The sequence below is a fragment of the Parahaliea aestuarii genome, from assembly GCF_008064635.1.
In the GTDB taxonomy this organism is placed as follows: Bacteria; Pseudomonadota; Gammaproteobacteria; order Pseudomonadales; family Halieaceae; genus Parahaliea; species Parahaliea aestuarii.
The window spans coordinates 188,347-209,784 of sequence record NZ_VRYZ01000009.1 but is presented as its reverse complement, the minus strand read 5'-3'; the positions used below and the strand labels follow the sequence as shown (position 1 = coordinate 209,784).

General features: G+C 63.0%; 18 protein-coding genes and 1 rRNA gene. 9 read left to right on the top strand and 10 right to left on the bottom strand.

Annotated elements, in window-relative coordinates:
• Both FVW59_RS18355 and tyrS read right to left on the bottom strand, forming a co-directional pair.
• Window positions 1–213: ribosomal RNA gene (locus FVW59_RS18355) — 16S ribosomal RNA — on the bottom strand; the annotation flags it as partial.
• 537 nt (window positions 214–750) lie between these two features.
• Complete coding sequence (gene tyrS / locus FVW59_RS18350; protein ID WP_148065831.1) at window positions 751–2,046, bottom strand: tyrosine--tRNA ligase; 1,296 nt, start codon at window positions 2,044–2,046, stop codon at window positions 751–753.
• A 306-nt stretch (window positions 2,047–2,352) separates the two neighbouring features.
• On the opposite strand from tyrS, the gene FVW59_RS18345 reads away from it, so the two are divergent.
• Together FVW59_RS18345 and FVW59_RS18340 are read left to right on the top strand one after the other, a co-directional pair.
• The gene (locus FVW59_RS18345; protein ID WP_342779711.1) at window positions 2,353–3,660 is read left to right on the top strand and encodes a peptidoglycan DD-metalloendopeptidase family protein; all 1,308 of its coding nucleotides are present in this window, start codon (window positions 2,353–2,355) and stop codon (window positions 3,658–3,660) included.
• Window positions 3,661–3,669: 9 nt separating this feature from the next.
• Entirely contained in the window at window positions 3,670–4,815 is a 1,146-nt protein-coding gene (locus tag FVW59_RS18340; protein ID WP_281290186.1) for an anhydro-N-acetylmuramic acid kinase, read from the top strand.
• On the opposite strand, the gene erpA is transcribed toward FVW59_RS18340, so the two are convergent.
• From erpA to argC, 4 genes are all read right to left on the bottom strand, one after another.
• Window positions 4,808–5,161 (bottom strand): iron-sulfur cluster insertion protein ErpA, encoded by a 354-nt coding sequence (erpA, locus tag FVW59_RS18335; protein WP_148065829.1) that lies wholly within the window; start codon window positions 5,159–5,161, stop codon window positions 4,808–4,810. The genes FVW59_RS18340 and erpA overlap by 8 nt on opposite strands.
• An 80-nt stretch (window positions 5,162–5,241) precedes the next feature.
• Entirely contained in the window at window positions 5,242–5,673 is a 432-nt protein-coding gene (locus FVW59_RS18330) for a bactofilin family protein (RefSeq protein WP_148065828.1), read from the bottom strand.
• Entirely contained in the window at window positions 5,660–6,349 is a 690-nt protein-coding gene (locus FVW59_RS18325; RefSeq protein ID WP_148065827.1) for a DUF6776 family protein, read from the bottom strand. The genes FVW59_RS18330 and FVW59_RS18325 overlap by 14 nt, the downstream gene beginning before the upstream one ends.
• A gap of 44 nt (window positions 6,350–6,393) precedes the next feature.
• Window positions 6,394–7,431, bottom strand: coding sequence for an N-acetyl-gamma-glutamyl-phosphate reductase (gene argC / locus FVW59_RS18320; protein ID WP_148065826.1), 1,038 nt, complete (start codon window positions 7,429–7,431; stop codon window positions 6,394–6,396).
• Window positions 7,432–7,554: 123 nt separating this feature from the next.
• On the opposite strand from argC, the gene FVW59_RS18315 reads away from it, so the two are divergent.
• The 5 genes from FVW59_RS18315 to FVW59_RS18295 all read left to right on the top strand — a co-directional run bounded on the left by FVW59_RS18315 (window position 7,555) and on the right by FVW59_RS18295 (window position 12,921).
• Entirely contained in the window at window positions 7,555–9,279 is a 1,725-nt protein-coding gene (locus tag FVW59_RS18315) for a chloride channel protein (protein WP_148065825.1), read from the top strand.
• Between the two features lie 13 nt (window positions 9,280–9,292).
• Window positions 9,293–9,712: a CopD family protein gene (locus FVW59_RS18310; RefSeq protein WP_148065824.1), complete on the top strand. Its 420-nt coding sequence runs from the start codon at window positions 9,293–9,295 to the stop codon at window positions 9,710–9,712.
• Between the two features lie 247 nt (window positions 9,713–9,959).
• Window positions 9,960–11,240, top strand: coding sequence for a glutamate-1-semialdehyde 2,1-aminomutase (gene hemL, locus FVW59_RS18305; RefSeq protein WP_148065823.1), 1,281 nt, complete (start codon window positions 9,960–9,962; stop codon window positions 11,238–11,240).
• 14 nt (window positions 11,241–11,254) lie between these two features.
• Window positions 11,255–12,262, top strand: a complete 1,008-nt coding sequence (hemB, locus tag FVW59_RS18300) for a porphobilinogen synthase (protein WP_148065822.1) — start codon at window positions 11,255–11,257, stop codon at window positions 12,260–12,262.
• A 5-nt stretch (window positions 12,263–12,267) separates the two neighbouring features.
• The gene (locus FVW59_RS18295; RefSeq protein WP_222711571.1) at window positions 12,268–12,921 is read left to right on the top strand and encodes a delta-aminolevulinic acid dehydratase; all 654 of its coding nucleotides are present in this window, start codon (window positions 12,268–12,270) and stop codon (window positions 12,919–12,921) included.
• On the opposite strand, the gene FVW59_RS18290 is transcribed toward FVW59_RS18295, so the two are convergent.
• Window positions 12,918–13,520, bottom strand: a complete 603-nt coding sequence (locus FVW59_RS18290; RefSeq protein WP_246139791.1) for an NUDIX hydrolase — start codon at window positions 13,518–13,520, stop codon at window positions 12,918–12,920. The genes FVW59_RS18295 and FVW59_RS18290 overlap by 4 nt on opposite strands.
• A 95-nt stretch (window positions 13,521–13,615) precedes the next feature.
• On the opposite strand from FVW59_RS18290, the gene FVW59_RS18285 reads away from it, so the two are divergent.
• Window positions 13,616–15,097: an ATP-binding cassette domain-containing protein gene (locus FVW59_RS18285; protein WP_148065821.1), complete on the top strand. Its 1,482-nt coding sequence runs from the start codon at window positions 13,616–13,618 to the stop codon at window positions 15,095–15,097.
• A 21-nt stretch (window positions 15,098–15,118) separates the two neighbouring features.
• On the opposite strand, the gene FVW59_RS18280 is transcribed toward FVW59_RS18285, so the two are convergent.
• Both FVW59_RS18280 and mrcB read right to left on the bottom strand, forming a co-directional pair.
• Window positions 15,119–15,574, bottom strand: coding sequence for a tetratricopeptide repeat protein (locus tag FVW59_RS18280; protein ID WP_148065820.1), 456 nt, complete (start codon window positions 15,572–15,574; stop codon window positions 15,119–15,121).
• On the bottom strand, window positions 15,574–17,829 hold the full coding sequence (mrcB, locus tag FVW59_RS18275) for a penicillin-binding protein 1B (RefSeq protein ID WP_148065819.1): 2,256 nt from the start codon (window positions 17,827–17,829) through the stop codon (window positions 15,574–15,576). Before mrcB ends, FVW59_RS18280 begins: the two co-directional genes overlap by 1 nt.
• An 89-nt stretch (window positions 17,830–17,918) precedes the next feature.
• On the opposite strand from mrcB, the gene FVW59_RS18270 reads away from it, so the two are divergent.
• Window positions 17,919–18,920 carry an adenosine kinase gene (locus FVW59_RS18270; protein ID WP_148065818.1) on the top strand — a complete coding sequence of 334 codons (1,002 nt, stop codon included), beginning with the start codon at window positions 17,919–17,921 and terminating at the stop codon, window positions 18,918–18,920.
• Between the two features lie 12 nt (window positions 18,921–18,932).
• Here the strand turns inward: FVW59_RS18270 and FVW59_RS18265 are convergent, their stop codons facing one another.
• The gene (locus FVW59_RS18265) at window positions 18,933–21,278 is read right to left on the bottom strand and encodes a DNA polymerase II (protein ID WP_342779710.1); all 2,346 of its coding nucleotides are present in this window, start codon (window positions 21,276–21,278) and stop codon (window positions 18,933–18,935) included.
• Between the last annotated feature and the right edge of the window lie 160 nt (window positions 21,279–21,438).

The window sequence follows — 21,438 nt, the reverse complement described above, 5'->3', positions numbered from 1 at the left end:
CGCGAGGCCCGAAGGTCCCCCGCTTTCCCCCGTAGGGCGTATGCGGTATTAGCATGAGTTTCCCCATGTTGTCCCCCACTACCAGGTAGATTCCTACGCGTTACTCACCCGTCCGCCGCTCTACTCACCCCCGAAAGGGCTTTCGCGCTCGACTTGCATGTGTTAGGCCTGCCGCCAGCGTTCAATCTGAGCCATGATCAAACTCTTCAGTTTAATCTTTTACCTCTGCTGCAATACCTGCCAACAAGAGGGGTCATTTACGTGGTTACCCCACGGCAACAACCAAATCTCGGCTCAGACACTCGAAAAATCAAGAATTCGTAATGAATCAATGAGTCACTTGTGTCTGATAATAGTCGTAGCTACTACCTCAACAAGTGCCCACACATCTGTCTTCGTCTACTTGTTAATCAGCCCCTGATCGCCGGGATTCAGGGTAGTGGTTGGTCGCTGCCAGCGCTTTGCTGAACCGCTCTCCCCAACCGAGGACGCGTATTATAAGGATCGATGTTTCGTTGGCAACTGTTTTTTGCAATTTTTTGCATCAACCGCTGCCTTCGCGATCACTTCACCTTTTTAGCCTAAGCTATTGAAACTGAATCAGTTTCAAGGTGCCCTTCGGGAGGATTTTGCGTCCCGTCCTCGTCGAAGGGAGGCGCACTATACGCAGCGGAATTTTGATGCGCAAGCACTTTGTGAAAATAATTTTACGGGGCGCCAATTCTGTACAAATTCCGCCCAGAGCCGGCCTCAAACCAGCTCGAACAGGTGGTACTTCTTCTTGCCCAGGCGAACCAGGAAGTAGCGGCCGAATAACGCCCTATCCGCGGCAAAGACCTTTGCCGGAGCCGCATTCGCCTCCCAGCCAACAGGCTCATTGTTCACCAGCACCGCATTACGACCCAGCGCGTCCTTAACCTGCTTGCCGGAGGTCGCCATGCCCGCCTCCGTCAACAGCTGGGTGAGGGTCTCCGGCCATTCAGATGCGTTCAGCGCACTGGCGGGCAGGCCGTCTTGCCGCAGCTGGGCAAAATCATCGGCAGAAAGTGCATCCAGTTCACCACTGAACAGGGCCTCTGTAATTCGCCGGGCAGCCAGCAGCCCGTCTTCGCCATGTACCAGGCGAGTCACTTCCCGGGCCAGCACCGCCTGGGCCTCGGGGCGACCGGCGCGCCCGGCATCGGCGCGCTCGAGGGCATCAACTTCCTCCACCGGCAGAAAAGTGAAGTACTTAAGGAAGCGGTAGACATCAGCGTCTGCGGTTCCCAGCCAAAACTGGTAGAAGGCATAGGGAGACGTGCGAGCAGCGTCCAGCCAGACAGTTCCGGACTCGGTCTTGCCGAACTTGGTGCCATCTGCCTTGGTAATCAATGGCATGGTCAGGCCAAAAACCTTTTCGCCATTCATACGGCGCGTCAGGTCGATACCACCAGTGATATTGCCCCACTGATCCGACCCGCCTATCTGCAGGCTGCAATTGTTGCGCCGGTTAAGCTCGGAGAAATCGTAGGACTGAAGAATCATATAGGTGAACTCGGTGAAGCTGAGGCCCGCGCCCTCGCGTTCAATCCGCTGCTTCACCGATTCTTTCTGGATCATGGCGTTCACTGAGAAGTGCTTGCCGACATCCCGCAGGAAGGTCAGCACATCCATACCGGCTGTCCAGTCGAGGTTATTGACCACTTCGGCACTGCGCTCGCCGGCATCGAAGTCGATGAAGCGCGATACCTGCAGCTTCAGCTTGTCCACCCAGCCGGATACGACGTCCGGCGTATTCAACTGCCGCTCCTGCGCCTTGAAGCTGGGATCGCCAATTAATCCGGTAGCCCCCCCCACCAGGGCCAGGGGCCTGTGACCCGCATCCTGAAAACGGCGCAACATTAATAGCGGCACCAGCGACCCGATGTGCAGGCTGTCGGCCGTGGGGTCAAAGCCGCAATAGAGCGTGCGCGAACCACCGTCAAGCCAGGCCGGAAGTTCATCTTCTCCGGCTACCTGAAATACCAGTCCGCGGGCGCGGAGATCCGCCAATAATGCACTGCTCATGGGTCTGCTCTCGACAGGAATTGCTTTTGGGATGAAAAAAGGGCGAAAACCTTACACCAGCCCCCTGATTGAGTGAACCCGAATAATACCGGAACTGTAGATTCCGCCTGAACTTCAATATACTGGCCGGAATTGGGAGTGACCATAAAGACCGGGAATATGACTAAGCACGCGAAGCCGCGAGGGGCAACTGCTAGTACAGCAAATAGCAGACAGCAGAAACTGGGACAGCACAAACATTTCCTGGCGGTAGCGATCCTCACCGCAGGTGTGGCCATTGCTGCCGGCCTGACACCGGGGGGCTCAGTGAAAGCCAACCGTGAAGTCGCGCCGGAAAGTGACAGCGCCGAACAGGCGGTGGAGCGTATTCTCGGCGCTACCGCCGAACTCGCCGCCCCGCCGTCACCGGCGGCGGACAGCGCACCCCCTCCACCTGAAAGCAATCCGCCCGCCGCCGTGGTAGCGGCCGCTGAGCCGCCCGCTCCCGCGTGGATAGAAGAAACTGTCCGCGCCGGAGACAACCTTTCCCTGATCTTCAAACGCGCTGGTTACGACAACGGCGATGTCCACCAGGTGGTCTATGAATCGCCCCAGGGCAAGGAACTGTCCCGCATCTACCCCGGGCAAACCGTTGCCTTCCTGGCCGGTTCCGACGGCAAACTGGGCGGCGTAAAGCACATCGTATCGCCACTGGAATCAGTGACCTACCTGCGCAGCGAGGATGGCACCTTTGCCGCAGAGCGCATCATCCGCGAACCGGAGGTCCGGGAGGCCTGGGCCAGCGGAGAAATCACCTCATCCCTGTTCATGGCCGGCCAGGACATGGGGCTTTCCCAGGTGAAAATTCTGGAGCTGGCGAATATCTTCGGCGGGGTGATCGACTTTGTACTGGATCCCCGCAAGGGTGACACCATTCATGTGGTGTACGAAGAACACTATCTCGACGGCGAGAAATACCGCGATGGCGACATTGTCGCGGCCTCATTTACCAATCAGGGCGAAACCTTCACTGCCTACCGCTACCAGGACAGTGTGGGTGATGTGAGCTACTACAATGCCGATGGTGTCAGTATGCGCAAGGCCTTCCTGATGGCGCCGGTGGACTTCACCCGGATCAGTTCCAACTTCAATATGAAGCGCTTGCACCCGATCTACAAAACCACGCGCCCCCACCGGGGCACCGACTACGCCGCCCCCACCGGCACACCCGTGTTCGCCGCTGGCGACGGCCGGGTCATCAAATCCGGCTACAGCCGCCCCAACGGCAACTATGTGTTCATCCAGCACGGTGACCGCTACGTGACCAAGTATCTGCACCTGCACAAGAAACATGTAAAGCAGGGCCAACGCGTATCCCAGAGCGATGTCATCGGCACCGTGGGCAGCACCGGCGCCGCCACAGGCCCCCACCTGCACTACGAATTCCTGGTCGACGGGACTCACCGCAACCCGCGCACCATCCATAAGGAACTGCCCAAGGCAAAAACCCTGCCACAGACCGAGATGGCCGCCTTTCAGCAGTCCATAGCTCCCGCAGCCCAACAACTGGCCTCGCTGCAATCCGGCAATCGGCTCGCCCTCAACCAGGCCAGCGCTGACGCTGGCCAACGCTGAGTCAACAGCGTGCCCGACTCGCTCTTTGTGGGGCTGATGTCGGGCACCAGTATCGATGGCATCGATTGCGCCCTCACACGTATCGGGCCCGGCGGGATTGAATTGCTGGCCACCTGCGAGCATCCCATCACCGAGGACACCCGGTCCCGCATTGCAGCCATCAGCCGGGTCGGCAGCAACGAAATTGAGCGTATGGGCGCACTGGACAGGGAACTGGGTGAGCTGTTCGCCGCGGCGACGCTGAGCCTCCTCGACCAGAGCGGCCATCAGGTCGACGAAATCAGGGCGATTGGCTCCCACGGCCAGACCATTCGTCACCTGCCCCCGTCTGTCCACCAGCCTCCAGAGCAGGGCTTTACGCTGCAGATTGGCGACCCCAATACGATTGCCCAACGGACCGGCATCACCACTGTCGCTGACTTCCGTCGACGCGATATCGCCGCTGGTGGCGAAGGCGCTCCGCTGGCCCCCGCCTTCCATGCCGCGGCCTTTGCGACTGCCGGGGTGGCCAGGGTGATTCTCAATATCGGCGGCATTGCCAACGCCACCCTGCTCGACGGGACCGGCGGTGTTCGCGGTTTCGACACCGGGCCGGGCAACACTCTGCTCGATCACTGGATACAGCGCCACCGCGGCACGGCCTTTGACCGCGATGGCCAGTGGGCCGCCGAGGGCGAGGTTGACAGCGCGCTTCTCGCCCAGCTTCTGGCCCATGACTATTTTGCCCGCACCGGGCCGCGCAGCACTGGCAAAGAAGCTTTCAACCTGGACTGGCTGGATCGGCAACTGCAACAGCTGCCCCACAGTCCCGATGCCCGGGCGGTACAAAGCACACTGGCGGAATTTACCGCTGCGACGATCGCCGAGGGGATAACACGCGAAGCCACCAGAGTTGACGAGATCTATGTCTGTGGTGGCGGAGCCCGCAATACCGATCTGATGCGACGCCTCTACCGGCGCCTGTCACCGGCCGCGCTCGACACCACAGCCGCACTCGGCCTCGCTCCGGAATGGGTGGAAGCAGCCGCCTTCGCCTGGCTGGCATGGCGCACCCTGGAAGGGCTGACGGGCAATGTCCCGGCGGTAACCGGCGCCGCTCGGGCGGTGGTTCTGGGGGGCGTTTACCCCGGCGGGGCGAGCGCCGTGGCTAGATAGAAAAGGACGCGCCGCAGCCGCAAGTGGTGGCCGCGTTGGGATTGTTGATGACGAAGCGGGAGCCCTCAAGGCCCTCGCTGTAGTCCACTTCCGCGCCAACCAGATACTGGAAGCTCATCGGGTCTACCAGCACAGTAACCCCTTCGCGCTCGATGGCCGTGTCATCTTCGGCGGCTTCTTCCTCAAAGGTGAAGCCGTACTGGAACCCGGAGCAACCGCCGCCGGTGATATAGACTCGCAGTTTGAGGCCGGGGTTTTCCTCCTCTTCAACCAGCGCCTGCACCTTGGCGACGGCGCGTGGCGACAGGTTGAGGCTGGCGGGGTTGAAGGCTTCGGCTACTGACATGGGTCACATCCGCTGCTCGGGGCAGCTCGGGCTGGAAAATTAAGGGCGAACACTCAGGGATTATCGTAAGACCAAGTAAATCAGTCAACTTTAGCCAGCGTGGCCGCTGTGAAGCCTGACGTCAATTCATTCGAGCTTTCCGCCTCACCCCGGGCATCGGCCAGCGCCGCGGTATGGACCAGCTGCCCGTTTACTGCGCACCCTGCCGCCATCTCGATCAGGGCGTAGTAGACATCGCCACTGACCCGGGCACGGGGGGCGAGTTCGATGTGCAGGGACGCATGGACATTGCCTCGCACCTCGCCGTTCACTATGACCACCGGCGACCGAATCTCACCCTCGACACAGCCTCCGTCGATCACCCGTACCAGCGCATCGCTGTCGGGTCGCGCGATGATATTGCCGTGCACGGTTCCTTCAATATCCAGCATGCCGCTGAAGTGGATGTCGCCGGTGATCAGCGTATCCCGCGATACCAGAGTGGTAGCGGCGCTCTTTCTACTTCGCCACATGGGTGAATCGCTCCTGTACCTGCCAGGGGTGGCTCTCCCGCAAATCCAGCTTGCGCGGCTGCGATATGGTGGCCTGGACGTCCAGAGACTGGGGCTGAAATCCCTCCGGCAGCACCAGCTCTCCCTCCACTACCTGAAAGTAGCGAAAACGCAGGCCAATCCCCTCTTCATCCACATCGTCACTCAAGACCGAAAGCGGATAGCTCAGGGGCTGGCCCTGTTCCAGTCCCAGCACGGTCACTGACAGTGCCCCGCGCAGGGTATCGTGTTTGCGCGCTTCCTGCTGGGCAATAATGCGAAAGGCATAGTGGCCAGGCGCTTCCAGCGCAGTGAGCTCCACACCACGCAGGCTGAAACCTTGGGCAATTTCCCCCGGCGCCATCAGACTGCGGTAGAAACGCAGGCCTTCATCCAGGTCGGCGATCTGCTCCTGCTGCCGGGCGAGGTCCTTGCGCACCAGCTCCAGCGCCGAACGGTCCACCTCATGCCGGGTGCGAGCCGCCGCTACCTGCTCCTGCAGCGCGCGGATCTCGGCCTGGGCTTCAGGGTAGGCGCGGCGCCACTCACGGTACTGATCCGGATCGATCCCCATGCCGCGATAGGCCGCCTGCTGCCCCAGCAACGCGCCGAACCCGAGCAGCGCTGCGGCCACCAACAGCAGCACAACGACCAGCACTCTGCGGCGCTGGAGGCGGGCATCTTTGCCGTAGCGAATGCGGTTCAGGGCAGCAATCCTACCTGGGTCAGGCCGCGCTGCTCCGGCAGCCCCAGCATGATATTCATATTCTGCACCGCCTGTCCGGAGGCACCCTTGACCAGATTATCGATGGTTGACATGACCACCACCGTATCGCGCTCCTGCGGCAGAGCCAGCGATATCTGGCACTGATTGGCGCCCTTTACCGTGCGCGTCTGCGGGTACATGCCCACCGGCAGTACGTCGACAAATGGCTCGTCCCGGTAGCGCTCCTCGAACAGCGCCTGCAGCGCCGGAAGATCAGCCTCGCCGCTTAGGCGGGCGAACAGGGTCGCGTGAATGCCGCGCACCATGGGCAGCAAGTGGGGTACAAAAGTCAGGGAAACCGGCCCGCCCTGCACCTCTGCCAGGCCCTGCTCGATTTCAGGCAGATGCCGATGGCCGCTGACGCCGTAGGCCTTGAAGCTGCCAGACACTTCGCTCAACAGGTTGTCGATCTTCGCCTGGCGCCCTGCGCCGCTGGCGCCACTCGCGGCACTGGCTATCAGGTGGGCCGGATCTACCAGCCCCGCCTCCAGCAGAGGGATGAAACCCAGTTGAATGGCGGTGGGATAACAACCGGGACAGGCCACCAGACGCGCACCGGCGATCTCGGCGCGGAAGCGCTCGGGCAGGCCGTAAACAACCTCGGGCAACAACTGCGGGCTGGCGTGGGGCTCCCCGTACCAGCGCGACCAGAGCGCCGCGTCGCGAATCCGGTAATCGGCCGACAGATCCACAACCCGGGTACCCGCCTGCAACAGCTCCGGCACCAGGTTCATGGCGACATTATGTGGGGTGGCAAAAAACACCAGGTCACAGCCGGCCAGCAGTGCCACATCCGGTTCCGAGAAGGCCAGATCGTAGCGGCCGCGGAGATTGGGAAACAGCTCGTCCACCCGGCGCCCGGCTTCGGCGCGGGAAGTGATCGCGACCACCTCCACATCATCGTGCAGGGCCAGTAGCCGCAGCAGTTCCACGCCGGTATAGCCGGTGCCGCCCACAATTCCGATTCTCGCCATAGTTGCCTCTACCTCCTTGCGATACTGCCCGTGCCGGCCAGGCCGGCAGCGGCGCCACAGTATAAAAGCAATAGGGGCCGAATTAACTGGTAATATTCGGTTTTTGCATCCGGAAAGCACCCCTTGTACCGACTGCTGGACAGCTACCGCCGCTACCTCACCAATTACCACTCCGTGGTGGCCTACGCCGTGCTGGGCATTCTCGGCGGCCTGGCTTCCGGCCTGGTGGTCCTGGCCTTTGAAACCGCCATCGCTGAACTGGCGAGACTCTGGGGTGTATACGGGGGCGGCGAAGGCTTTGAAGCCCTGCCACTGTGGCAGCGGTTTGCCCTGCCTGCGCTCGGCGCCCTGGTACTTGGACTGGGCTTCTGGTCGCTCAAGCCGGAAGACCGTGAAACCGGTATCGTACACGTACTACATCGCATGCACAGCGACTACGGGGTACTGCCCCTGCGCAATGCCCTGGTGCAATTTGTCGGCGGCGCTTTTGCCCTCGCCAGTGGCCAGTCCGGCGGCCGCGAGGGCCCCGGCGTCCACCTCGGTGCCGCCGCCAACAGCCTGCTGGGCCAGCGTCTGGGACTACCCAACAACAGCCTGCGAGTGCTGATTGCCTGTGGCACGGCGGGCGGGATTGCCGCCGCGTTCAATACACCGCTGGCAGGTGTGATTTTTGCCATGGAGGTGATCGTTGCCGAGTACACCGTGGTCGGCTTCATCCCGGTCATGCTGGCTGCGGTATCCGCCTCGGCGGTCGCCCGCCAGCTGGGTGGTGGCGCCGTCCTGTTCAGCATTCCCGCTGTGGAAATGAATTCACTGTGGGAAATACCCTTTATTATCCTGCTCGGGCTGATCTGCGGCCTGGCGGTAACCGTCTTCATCAGGCTCAGCCAGTTCACCGCCCGCGCCGCCCACTGGCCGGTGGCGCTGCGGTTTACGCTGGCGGGTTGCATCACCGGCGCCCTGGCCCTGCTGGTACCCGAAGTACTCGGTATCGGCTACGACACTCTCGAAAAGGCACTTGAGGGCAACCTGACCCTCCAGCTACTGGCCACTCTGGCAGTTTGCAAACTGCTGGCCACCGGCGTGAGTTGCGGTATGGGCATGCCCATCGGACTGATCGGCCCCAACCTGCTGATCGGCGCCTGCATTGGCGGGGCTCTCGGCATGGTTGGCCACACCTACGCCCCGGAACTGGCCTCGGAACACACGCTGTATATCACCATCGGCATGGCCGCCTGCATGGGCGCTGTGCTCAATGCTCCGCTCGCTGCCGTGCTGGCGGTCATCGAACTGACCCAGAGCGCAGGGGTAGCCATGCCCGCCCTGCTTGCCATCATCGCCGCCAACCTGATCAACAACGGCCTGTTCCACCACCGCGCCGCCCACCAGGTGGTGCTGCGCCAGCTACTGCGCGTGGTTCCGGACGACCCGCTAAACCAGTTGCTACACCGCACTGACGTGACCTCGAACATGGAGGTCAGCGTGGTCAAGGTATCGGTCAACCTGGACCCTGCACGCAGGCCAATGCTGCTCAACGCCACTCCCGCCTGGTGTCTGGTCACTCGCGACGGGGAAGACCTGTTTCTGCTGCGCGGCGGGGAGCTGGCGGAAAAGCTGCGCGAGATTGGCGAGACGGAGGAAACGCTGAATCTTTCAGACCTGGATCTGCGGCGCTGGTCTATCGCCCCGGTGCCGGTGCAGGCCACCCTGCGCCAGGCGATGGACCGAATCAAGGAGCGCACGGTGGAAGCGGTCTGCGTCTACGGCCGCAGCGCGGGCGGTAGCCGTGTCCTGCGGGGCATCGTCACCCGCGAAAGTATCGAGCGCTTTACGCTCTCCAACCTGTAACTGGATATTCACGATGCTGTGGCTGAAGGCCTTCCATATTATTTTCGTCGTATGCTGGTTTGCCGGCCTGTTCTATCTGCCGCGGATTCTGGTGTATTTCGCGGCCAGCGACAGTCCGGAAGCGCGAGCCCAATTGGCGGTGATGGCGCGACGCCTGTACGCCTTCATCACTCCCTTTATGGTGCTGGCGATTGTGTTCGGGCTGGCGATGATGGGGATGAACCATGAGTACTATCTGCAGGCAAAATGGCTGTGGCTGAAGCTGGGCGGTGTGGTGTTCCTGGTTGGCTACCATGTGCAGTGCGGGCGTTATGTGAAAGCGGTGAATGCCGACACGGACTCGCGGTCGCATGTGTTTTACCGGGTCTTTAATGAGGTTCCGGTGTTGTTTTTGTTTGGCATCGTGATTCTGGCGGTACTCAAGCCGTTTTGAGGCGGGTGGATATTCGCCGGCCAAGTACACATAATTCGTTACCAACTTAGTTCGTAGCCACTGGCTCCGGCGGCAGTGCCCGGAGGGCCTGTTCGGACACGCCGTAAACCCATCCATGGGGGCTCGTGTTCGACATCCCTGTCTCACACGGTCCGCCCAGGCCCTCCGGGCACTACCGCCTCTCCACAGGATCGCCGCCCATAGTGTTCGTTCAAGCGGTATTCGAGGAAATCTACAAAGGACCCCCATGACCACCTCCGAACAACTCTTCCAGCAAGCCCAGACCCACATTCCCGGCGGGGTGAACTCCCCGGTGCGCGCCTTCAAGGCGGTGGGGGGCACTCCGGTGTTTATCGAACGCAGCGAGGGCGCCTATGTGTTCGATGCGGCGGGCAAGCGCTATGTCGACTATGTACTGTCCTGGGGGCCGATGCTGGTGGGGCACAACCACCCGGCAGTGCGCGAGGCGGTAGTGAAGCAATGCGAGAAGGGGCTGAGCTTCGGCGCGCCGACGGCACTGGAGACAGAGCTCGCGGACCGCCTGTGCGAGATCATGCCGGGGATGGATATGGTGCGCATGGTCAATTCCGGCACGGAGGCGACGATGAGCGCGATCCGACTGGCCCGGGGCTTTACCGGGCGCGACAGGATCATCAAGTTCGAGGGCTGCTACCACGGGCACTCGGATTCACTGCTGGTGAAGGCGGGCTCGGGCGCTTTGACGCTGGGTGTGCCGAGTTCACCGGGCGTACCGGCGGCGCTGGCGGATCACACCATGACGCTGACCTACAACGACATTGACGGCTTGCGGCAAGCGTTTGATGAATACGGCGACTCGGTGGCCTGTGTCATTGTGGAACCTGTCGCGGGCAATATGAACTGCATTCCGCCCCTGCCGGGCTTTCTGGAAACGCTGCGCGAGCAGTGCACGGCCCACGGCGCGGTGCTGATCCTGGACGAGGTCATGACCGGCTTCCGTTTCGGCCTGCAGGGCGCCCAGGGGCACTACGGCATCGAGGCGGACCTGACAACCCTGGGCAAGGTGATTGGCGGCGGGATGCCGGTGGGGGCCTTTGGCGGCAAGCGCGAGATCATGGAGCACATCGCACCGCTGGGGCCGGTGTACCAGGCGGGCACCCTGTCCGGCAACCCGGTGTGCATGGCGGCCGGCCTGGCAACACTGGAACTGATCTCGCAGCCCGGTTTTTACCAACCGCTATTCGAGCGCACCACGCGCCTGTGTGAGGGCCTGGAAGCCGCTGCGCGGGAAGCGGGCATAGCGTTTACGACCAATCACGCCGGCACCATGTTTGGCGGTTTTTTCACCACGGAGTCCACGGTGAGCAACTACCAGCAGGTGATGGCCTGCGACACGGCCGCTTTCAACCGCTTCTTCCACGCCATGCTGGAGGCGGGCGTGTACCTTGCCCCCGCCTCCTACGAGGCGGGCTTCATGTCGGCGGCCCACAGCGATGCCGACATTGAACAAACCCTCACGGCGGCGCGCAGCGCCTTCGCCAGTCTCTGAACAGGAAGCCAGCCATGTCTTTCCACTCTTCCCGCGGCGCCTTCCCCAACACCCGGATGCGACGCCTGCGTGTTAGCGCCTTCTCTCGCGCACTGGTCAGGGAGCATCAACTGAGCCCGAGTGACTTCATCCTGCCGGTTTTTGTTCTGGAGGGTGAGAACCAGCGCGAGGCGATACCGTCGATGCCCGGCGTGGAGCGCCTGAGTATCGACCTGCTGCTGGCACAGGCGCGGGACGCGGCCGGGCTTGGTATTCCCGCCCTGGCCCTGTTCCCGGTGGTGGGTGGCGAACGCAAAAGCCTGGATGCCAGCGAGGCCTGGCGCGGGGACGGTCTGGTACAGCGGGCTGTCGCCACATTGAAAGACGCGCTGCCGGACCTGGGGGTCATTACCGATGTGGCTCTGGACCCCTACACCACCCACGGCCAGGACGGCATCATCGATGACAGCGGCTATGTGCTGAATGATGTCACAACGGAAGCGCTGGTGCTGCAGGCCCGCTCACACGCCGCAGCCGGGGCGGATGTGGTGGCCCCCTCAGACATGATGGACGGCCGTATCGGTGCTATCCGCCAGGCGCTGGAGGCCGACGGCCACGTCAATACATTGATCATGGCCTATGCGGCCAAGTACGCCTCCAGCTACTACGGCCCCTTCCGCGACGCGGTCGGCTCCAGCGGCAATATCAAGGGCGGCAACAAACACAGCTACCAGATGGACCCCGGTAACAGCAATGAGGCCCTGCACGAATGCGCCCTGGACCTGGCCGAAGGCGCCGACATGATCATGGTCAAGCCCGGCATGCCCTATCTGGACATCGTGCAAAGGGTAAAGCAGGAATTGAAGGCACCGACCTTTGCCTACCAGGTCAGCGGCGAATACGCCATGCATATGGCGGCCTTCGAAAACGGCTGGCTGACCAGGGACGCAGTGATGCTGGAATCCCTGCTGGCCTTCAAGCGGGCCGGCTGCGACGGCATCCTCACCTACTTTGCGCTGGAGGCGGCGAGAGCTTTACAGTAAGGCCTATGAATAAAGTTGCATTCCTGTCCACCGCCCTTCTGGCAATGGCCCTGGCGCCGCTGGCTGGCGCCGAGTGCAACTGCCTGTGGCAGGGCAGTTTTGACCAGGTGCAGGGCGAGACTGACCTGGTTGTCAGTGCCACTGTGCTCTCTACCCGGGGCAACTCTATCGACCTGCAGGTAGACCAAGCTCTGCGGGGCGGCAGGGACGACGAGGAAGTTCGCGTATGGCTGAAGACGGGTGACTACTGTCGTCCGGAAGCCGAGCTGTTCCCGGTTGGCAGTCAGTGGGTCATGGCCCTCTACGAGATCACCGAGGAAGTGCCCGGCGGCTTTAATCCCGGCACCCCAAACATCAGCTACGGCCGTATCGGCGATTACCAGCTCTCCGTCTGTGGTGGCTACTGGCTCAATCGCACCGGCGACTGGGTGACCGGCAATCTGGTCGACGCCCCGCGCTGGTCGCGTGAAGTCGAGATGACACCGGTGATGCTCGACCTTGTAGCCGCCTTCGTGCGCGGCGAAGTGGAATCGCAAGCGCTGCTCGCCGCCAGCCAGGAGGACCCGGCGCTGCGCGACCTGATGCTGGATACCCGTTCTTTCCTGCGCTATGGCCCCGAGGAGCCGGAGACAGATTCGCCTGACCCGGACAGCGACTAGCCTTCGCTACCAACCTTGGTCTTCAGCCCCAATAGCTCATCCAGCATCATCAGTGACAGTCCCCAGATCCGCCGCCCCTCGTGAAAATAGCAGGGCAGGGTCAACTTCAACCGCCCGCGCTCCCACACCATGGTCTGCCGGTTACCGGCATCCAGCAGCAAGGCCAGGGGCACCCACACCACTTCTGCCACCTCGTAGTTGGGTGTGCACTCCACATCCTGTTCCAGGCGGAATACAAAAGGGCTGACTGCCAGGCCCAGCACGCCCCAGCGGGGGCGCGCGCGAATATCCGACAGACGCCCTATATAGCGCGCGCAGTCCGCCAGTCGCACACCGATCTCTTCCTCGGTTTCCCGGTTGGCCACCGCGAAACCGTGTGCATCATCTGGATCCATGCGGCCACCCGGGAAGGCCATGTGGCCAGACCAGGGATCCCCTTTCCGTTCGGCGCGCTTGATCATTAGAATATGCGGCCCACCCTGATGCTGGCTGAGGATCATCGCCACTGCCGATCGCTGCATAAAGCGTCGCAGGAACTTGCGGCGCGGCCGGTGATGTCGCAGGCTGTTTTCTATGCGCTGTAATGAGGGTGTCGACACGGGGCGTCCATTTCCGTAGCTGGCCAAAGAATTAAGCCAGCCGCCCCTTCGCGAAACAAGCCCGCGGCGCCCTGGCGCCCAGCCAGGACAACTGCATGAACCCCGAAACCCTGCTCTCCCTGCATCACCTCAGCCTCGTTTACCGCGCGCTGCCCGTTCTGCACGAACTGGACTGGCGTTTTGAACGGGGCCAGCAGTGGGCCTGCATCGGCCCCAACGGCGCCGGCAAAACCAGTCTTGCCCGGGTACTGAGCGGGCAGGCCGGGCATTTCTCCGGGGAGTACTGTCGCGGTAAGGCGCTCCGGGACAGCGGCGTGGCCTATGTCTGCTTCGAACAGGCGCGCGCACTCTGCGAGCGGGATAAAAAACTCGACGACTCAGAATTTCGTGCCGACGCCAGTGATCCCGGCACCCGTGTGCAGGACTTTATTCTGGGCAAGGGCCAGCCAGACGCTGTGTTCCAGCACTGGGTCGAGCGATTGCGCATGGGCCACATCCTGCAGCGGGGCCTGCGCTATATTTCCACCGGCGAAATGCGCAAGACCCTGCTGCTGGCGGCCATCCTCAGCGAACCCGGCCTGCTGATTCTGGATAGCCCCCTGGACGGCCTGGATACCAGGGCCCAGGCCGAGTTGGCCCGGGTCATCGACGACCTGCTCGTATCCGGCCTGCCCCTGTTGCTGCTCTGCCGCAGCCTCGGGGACGTCCCGCCCGGCATCACTCACTTGCTGGTGCTGGAGCGGGGAGAGGTGCTGGACAGCGGTCCGCGCGAGGCAGTGGAAGGTAATACTTCCGTGCAGAACCTGATGAATCCGCCGTTGCCACCACTGGGCGATTTGCCGCCGGTCGCCGAGCGTTCCTACAGCCTGCCGGCGGAGGGCCCACTGCTGGCGCTGCGCAATGTCAGTGTGCGCTACGGCGAGACTGTGGTATTGGAGAATCTCGACTGGACCTTCGAGCGTCACCAGCACTGTTGCATCGCCGGCCCCAACGGCTGCGGCAAGACCACCCTGCTCAGCCTCATCACCGGCGACAACCACAAAGCCTACGGCCAGGACATCACCCTGTTTGGCCTGCGCCGCGGTTCCGGCGAAAGCGTGTGGGATATCAAACAAAAGTACGGCCTGCTTGACACCCAGCTACAACTCAATTTCAAGCAGCGTATGGGTGTTATGGAAGTGGTGATCTCGGGCTTTTTCGATAGTCTCGGCCTGTACGACGACTTCGGTGATCAGCAGCGCCAGCGGGCCGAGGCCTGGCTGCGGGCGCTGGGGATGGGGAGCTACCTGAGAGAGCGCTTCGACACTTTGTCCTTCGGACTGCAGCGCATGGTGCTGCTGGCCCGTGCCATGGTGAAATCGCCAGCCATCCTGATTCTCGACGAACCCACCCTGGGCCTGGACAGCCACCACCGCTCACTGATGCTGCGGGCCATCGACCATATCGCCGAGTACAGCGACACCCGTATTATCTTCGTCAGTCACAGCGCCGGCGATACGCCGGGCTGTATCAACCAGTTCCTGACGTTTGAGCCCGACGGCGAGGCCTACCGGGTAATCTGCAACAACCGCGATTGAATGGCGTAGCCGCTGCCCTGGCTACTGCGCCAGTGAACGCAGCTGGCGACACTCGCTGCCGTCGTGGCAGTACAGCAGGCCGCGCTCGGCAGTGGCCCGGGCCTGGCTGGTATCGCCCTTGGCCGAGTAGGTTCTGGCCAGGGCCAGATAGACCTCGGCACTGTCCGGATCGATGCGCTGGGCCCGCTCCAGCAGTGCCAGCGCCTGTTCGTAGTCCCCCGCCGCGGAAGCCTGTTCGGCCCGCGCCAGCAAGGGGCCGTAGGCGTTACTGGCATTGGGTTCCGGCGGTTGCGGCTGACCCGGCTCGGCGGGTTCGGTGGGCGCCGGTGCCGGCCGCGGCTCATCCGGCGTCGTCGGGGCGGGGCGGGTTTCTACCGGCGCCGGTTGCTGCCCCGGTGTACTGTAGATGGAGCAGGCGCCAAGCCACAGGCACAGGCTGGCCAGCAGCACTTGCTGGCTGAAAATGCGGGCGTTCATCAGTTTTCTCCACCAAAGAGGGACTGGAACCAGTCCTTGATACCACTGTTACGCGAGGCGCAGTTGGTGCGCTTGCGCGGTTCCGAATTCTCGATAAAGGGCATCATCCGCGCATCGGGGCAGCCCTCGCCGGTCAACAGGCCATTGCTGTCGTCGATCCAGTGGGGCGCCATGCCATCCGGCATGCGGTAAGCCAGTGAGCGCTGGCTGGCACGGGCCATGAAGTGGGCCCAGACTTTCAGGGCGCCGGAGCTGCCGGTCAGCCCGGTGCCGCCGTTGTCATCGCGACCGATCCAGGTCACCGCCAGCAGGTCACCTGAGAAACCGGCAAACCAGGAGTCGCGGCCATCGTTGGTGGTGCCGGTCTTGCCCGCCACCGCAAAGTCCTCGGGCAAATAGCGGTAGACACCCCGTCCGGTGCCCTCGCGCACCACTTCCCGCAGGGCGTAGTGCAGCAGGTGCACCGCCTGCAGGCTGACGGTGCGGTCGTACTCCAGCGGATAGCGACGCAGGGCCTCGCCGTTGGCATCGACGATATCGCGGATACTGCGCAGGGGCATGCGGAAACCGCCGGCGGCGATGCTCTGGTACATGGCCGCCATGTCCATCGGTGTGTAGGCGCCCGCACCGAGAGTCAGGGCCGGCACCTCCGGAATTTCCCCTTCAATACCCAGCCGTCGCAGCATATCCACGACGTGTTCCAGCCCCAGTTCCATACCCAGCCGCGCGGTAGCGAGGTTGTAGGAGTTGGACAGGGCGCGGTGCAACAATACATCGCCGTGTTCCTGGCGATCAAAATTGCGCGGCTCCCACACTGAGTTGTTGGGGCCGGCTACCTGCAGTTCGGTATCCGATAGAGGCGTCGCCAGGGTGTAGCGCTGGGGCTGCTCCAGTGCGGTGAGGTAGACCGCGGGCTTTAACAGCGAACCGGCCGGGCGTTTGGCATCCAGGGCGCGGTTGAAGCCGGCGTAGCGCACCTCGCGACCGCCGACCACAGCCGCCACTTCACCGGTGTCGAAGCGGGTCACCACAGTGGCGGACTCCAATTCGTCGCCTTTGTTAAGTTGCTTCAGCACCTCGCCGGTGGAGCGCTCCACCTGGCGCTGCAGAATGGGGTCGAAGGCGGTAAAAATGCTGAGGCCGAGGGTGGTGAGATCCTCTTCCCGGTACTCCTGGCGCAGCTGCCGCCGCACCAGGTCGAGGTAGGCCGGGAAGGTATCCCGGATACGCTGGTTGTTGTTCAGGCTCAAGGGCATGGCCCGCGCCACGGTGGCCTGCTCCAGGGAGATCACCTGCTGCTCCGCCATTACATCCAGCACCAGGTTGCGCCGCTCACGGGCGCGCTCGGGGTTGCGCAGCGGGTTGTACAGGGAGGGCCCCTTGATCATGCCGACCAGCAGCGCCTGCTGGTGCAGGCCGAGCTGCTCCAGCGGAGTGTCGAAGTAATGGCGGGCAGCCAGCGCCAGGCCGTGAATGGCCCGCGGCCCCTCCTGCCCGAGATAGACCTCGTTGATATAGCTCTCGAGGATCTGGTCCTTGTCGTAGTGAAAGTCCAGTAACACCGCCATCAGCAACTCGGTGAGCTTGCGAATGTAGGTGCGCTCGGGTGTCAGGTAGTAGTTCTTTACCAACTGCTGGGTGATGGTGCTGCCCCCCGCCACCACCGCACCGGAGCGCAGGTTGCTGAAGGCCGCCCGCAGGATGCCGGTGATCGAGAAGCCCCAGTGGTCGTAGAAATTCTGGTCTTCCACCGCCAACAGACCGAGGCGCAGGCTGTCGGGCACATCCTCCAGGCGCACCAGGATGCGATCTTCGCCGTGAGAGGGGTAGATGCCGCCGATCTGCACCGGGTCCAGGCGCATCAGGTCGACATTGGCACCACCCCCGCGCAAGCTGACCACCCGGCCACCACTGACATCCACCTGCACCCGCTGCGGCGACTCGCGCTCACCGGGAAAATCGAACCCGCGGGTGTAGATCTCGAAGCGATTGCCGGCACGGCTGACCTGCCCCGGGTTATTGGGGCGCGCCACTTTGCGGTAGCCGAGCACCTCGAGCTCATAGGCCAGGTCATCGGTGGCGACACGCGCACCCACAAACAGTTCCAGCGGCCGGGCGTACACCTTGGCCGGCACTTCCCACATCTTGTCGTTGAAGGTGGAGGTGATTCTGGCGTCGAGATAGACCATCACCAGCCCGAACACGAGCAGCAGGGTGAGGAAGATTTTCAGCAGGGGGCGACGGGTTTTCGGCATGGGGAGCGAGTGTACATCAGGGCGCCTTTCAATTGGCATGAGGATGGGGATAATAGCGGGCTTCTTTTCTGGGGAAAAAGGCAGTTAGCATGAAGAAATACTGGGCCTACGGCATTGGCGCCGCGCTGGTGGACACCGAAATCCAGGTCGACGACAGCGATCTCGAACGCATGGGTGTGGAAAAGGCGCTGATGACCCTGGTGGACGAGGCCCGCCAGGCAGAGCTGCTGGACCACCTCCAGGATCACCTGGTCCACGCCGGCCACGCCAGTGGCGGCAGCGCCGGCAATTCCATGATTGCCACCGCCCAGTTTGGCGGCCCGACCTTCATGTCCTGCAAGGTTTCCGACGATGCCTACGGCGATATCTACGTCGCCGACCTCGAAGCCGCCGGCGTCGACCACTGCCTGAAGAACGGCCGCGAGTCCGGCACCACCGGCAAGTGCCTGGTGCTGATTTCCCCCGACGCCGAGCGCAGCATGAACACCTTCCTCGGCATCTCCGAAACCCTGTCGGTGGAGCAGCTCGATCCGGCCGCCATCGCGGACTCAGAGTACCTCTATGTCGAAGGCTATCTCGTAACCTCCCCCACCGGCCGCGCCGCCGCCGTGCGCGCCCGGGAACTGGCCGAGGCCGCCGGCGTGAAAACCGCCCTCAGTTTCTCCGACCCCGGCATGGTGGAGTTCTTCCGCGACGGCATACAGGAAATGATCGGCGACAAACTGGACCTGATCTTCTGCAATGAGGAGGAAGCCCGGGGCTGGGCGCAGTCGGACGACCTGGAAGTGGCCTTCACCGCCCTGCAGCAGGTGGCCCGCAGCTTCGTGATCACCCGCGGCCCCAACGGCGCCATTACCTTCGACGGCCAAACCCGCAGCGAAGTGGCCTCCCTGAAGGTGAAAGCGGTAGACACCAACGGCGCCGGCGACATGTTTGCGGGGGCCTTCCTGTATGCCCTGGGTCGCGGCGAAAGCTACGCCCGCGCGGCAGAATTTGCCAGCCTGGCTGCGGGCCGGGTCGTCACCCATTACGGCCCGCGCCTGCCGGCGGCAGACTACCCGGCCCTGCGCGAGACCTTCTTCGGCGCCTGAACCGGCGCCGGGTCACAGCGTGAACAGGTCGATCTGCTGGTCGACAATTTCGGCGAAGGAACTGCCGACAAGCAGCAGAATACCGTCGGCGACCGGCTGTAGCTGGCGGTCAATATAGTGCTGGTAGTCCAGCGCCGCCCGCGGCGCGGCCGCCGGCTCCGCCCCGCCGAGGGTGATCACATACTCCACCCAGCTCCCCCGTGAGGGCTTGTTCAGGCCGCGTTCTTGATACTGGCGCGCTGCCTGCACATGGGGTGGCACGTTGCGCGCATAGTCCGCCAGCGGCCGCCGCAGGCGCTTGCGGTAGACCAGTTCGCCGTCCCGCCTGCCCTCGCGCAACTCCAGTACCAGTTGCTTGATGTAGTCGGCGAAGGGCTCGCCGGCGAATACCCGCCGGTACAGCTCCTGCTGGAAATCCCGCGCCAGCCGGGTCCAGTCGGTCCGCACATTTTCCAGGCCCTTGAACACCAGTCGCTCCCCGGCGGGGCCCTCCACCACGCCGGCGTAGCGTTTTTTGCTGCCCTTGTCAGAACCGCGCACCGTGGGCATGAGGAAGCGCCGGTAGTGGGTCTCGAATTCCAGTTCCAACGCGCAGTCCAGGCGAAACTCATCGGCAATGCACTGCCGCCACCAGCGGTTCATCTCCTCCTCCAGCACTCGTCCGGCGGCCTGTGCTTCGGCGCTGCTGGTGGCACTGCGCACCCACACGAACACCGAGTCGGTATCGCCGTAAATCACCCGGTGGCCAAGAGCTTCGATGTGATCGCGGCTGCGTTTCAGAATCTCGTGACCGCGGCGGGTGATGGAACTGGCGAGGCGGGCATCAAAAAACCGGCAACCGGTCGAGCCGAGCACACCGTAAAAGGAGTTCATGATGATCTTGATGGCCTGGGAAAGGGGGCCATCGGCCGCGGCCTTGGCCTGGTCGCGCAATTGCCACAGCTCGCCGATCAGCTGCGGGAGAATGGTGCCCTCGCGGGCAAAGCGGGCCTCGAGAAAGCCAGGCACGGTTGCATCGGCCTCAAGCTCCCCGCTCACACCCCGCGCCAGACCCAGCGGATCAATGCAGAAGGTGCGGATGATACTGGGATACAGACTTTTGAAATCCAGCACCAGCACGTGATCGTAAATGCCGGGTTCCGAGTCCAGCACATAGCCACCGGGACTGGCCAGCAAATCCCGACTCGCATTGGGAGCCACGTAACCCGCCCGGTGCAGCCTGGGCAGATAGAGATTGTCGAACGAGGCCACCGAACCGCCGAGGCGATCGATATTCAGTCCGGTCATGGCGCTGCGCGCCAGGGCGAAGTCCAGCAGGCGGGTGGCGGCGAAGATATCCGACACCAGTTCGCAATCCTTCAGGTTGTAGGCTGCCAGGGCGTTTTTGTCCTCGCGGAACAGTCGCCCGATCTCCTCGCCCCGGTCGCCCCCCTGCAGCAGCTTCGCCTCACCGAGGATTTCCCCCGCCACATGGTTGAGGGAGAAGCTCTCAAAGCGGTAGAAAGCCGCCCGCAGCAGGTCGATACCATCCAGCAGTACGCGCCCCGGCAGGCGCGCGCTGCGGCGCTCGCCATCCTCGTCCAGTTCGCGCCAGTGCACAGGGCGCCCCTCGCGGCCCAGGCTCAGGCGCAGGCCGTGCTTGTCCGCCACCCGCTGCAAATACCATGCGTCAAAATTGATGACATTCCAGCCGATCAGTACATCCGGGTCGTAGGCGGCGACGAAATCGAGGAAAGCCAGCAGCAGGCTGCGCTCACTGCCGACGCTCACCACGTAGTCCTGGGTGGCTCCCTCACCGAGCATGAACACCCGGCGCATCTCCTCGCCGTTGCGCAGCGCGTGCACACCGATGGAATAGAGCTCGACACCCTGCATGGCGGTTTCGATATCGAAGGACATTACGGCCAACGCCGGCTTGCAATCCGCCGGTCTCAATACCGGGTTGTACAAAACGCCATCGCGCGACTCGCCATCCATGCGCGCGCCGCCGCGAATAAAACGCTCCATCAGGTAGCGATCGGCGGGATTGATGTCCGCTTCCAGCGGGTCGCAGCCCTGTTCCCGCAGCCGCTCCGCCAGCGCTCGCGCCGCGCGGTGGGATGCACTGTACACCCCCACCACCGGCGCCATGCGGAAGCTGCGCAGCGTCAGCGGCCGGCACTCGGCACCGCTGGCTGCAATCAGCTCCCGCGCACCCTCGGCCTCGCCCGCTTCCAGGAAGAACACACTGCGCTCGCCAGTGACCCGCACCTGCTGCGGGCCGGCGTCGGTGGCCAGCCAGAATTCCAGCTCCAGCCCTTCGGGCCCGTCGCGCCAATCACGGGTGAGCATGAAACCTTCACGGGAAATTGCGGACAAATAAACCTCTGAGCACTGTCGACTAACGGCGCGTCAAACACCGCGTACTTGAACCACCGGCGGTAGCGGCCTGTGCTATGCTCTGCCGTCACCTGTATCGCTGCCGAACACAACCAGCGGCACTCCGGAGCAAGCCCAGGGACGGCCAAGTGCGCCAAAC

Excerpts from the sequence above, each read along its gene's own strand:
- FVW59_RS18310 (WP_148065824.1), top strand. The coding sequence starts at position 9,293 with ATGCTGTGGCTGAAGGCCTTCCATATTATTTTCGTCGTATGCTGGTTT.
- hemB (WP_148065822.1), top strand. The coding sequence starts at position 11,255 with ATGTCTTTCCACTCTTCCCGCGGCGCCTTCCCCAACACCCGGATGCGA.
- FVW59_RS18285 (WP_148065821.1), top strand. The coding sequence starts at position 13,616 with ATGAACCCCGAAACCCTGCTCTCCCTGCATCACCTCAGCCTCGTTTAC.
- mrcB (WP_148065819.1), bottom strand. The coding sequence starts at position 17,829 with ATGCCGAAAACCCGTCGCCCCCTGCTGAAAATCTTCCTCACCCTGCTG.
- FVW59_RS18330 (WP_148065828.1), bottom strand. The coding sequence starts at position 5,673 with ATGTGGCGAAGTAGAAAGAGCGCCGCTACCACTCTGGTATCGCGGGAT.
- FVW59_RS18270 (WP_148065818.1), top strand. The coding sequence starts at position 17,919 with ATGAAGAAATACTGGGCCTACGGCATTGGCGCCGCGCTGGTGGACACC.
- FVW59_RS18295 (WP_222711571.1), top strand. The coding sequence starts at position 12,268 with ATGAATAAAGTTGCATTCCTGTCCACCGCCCTTCTGGCAATGGCCCTG.
- hemL (WP_148065823.1), top strand. The coding sequence starts at position 9,960 with ATGACCACCTCCGAACAACTCTTCCAGCAAGCCCAGACCCACATTCCC.
- argC (WP_148065826.1), bottom strand. The coding sequence starts at position 7,431 with ATGGCGAGAATCGGAATTGTGGGCGGCACCGGCTATACCGGCGTGGAA.
- FVW59_RS18280 (WP_148065820.1), bottom strand. The coding sequence starts at position 15,574 with ATGAACGCCCGCATTTTCAGCCAGCAAGTGCTGCTGGCCAGCCTGTGC.
- tyrS (WP_148065831.1), bottom strand. The coding sequence starts at position 2,046 with ATGAGCAGTGCATTATTGGCGGATCTCCGCGCCCGCGGACTGGTATTT.
- erpA (WP_148065829.1), bottom strand. The coding sequence starts at position 5,161 with ATGTCAGTAGCCGAAGCCTTCAACCCCGCCAGCCTCAACCTGTCGCCA.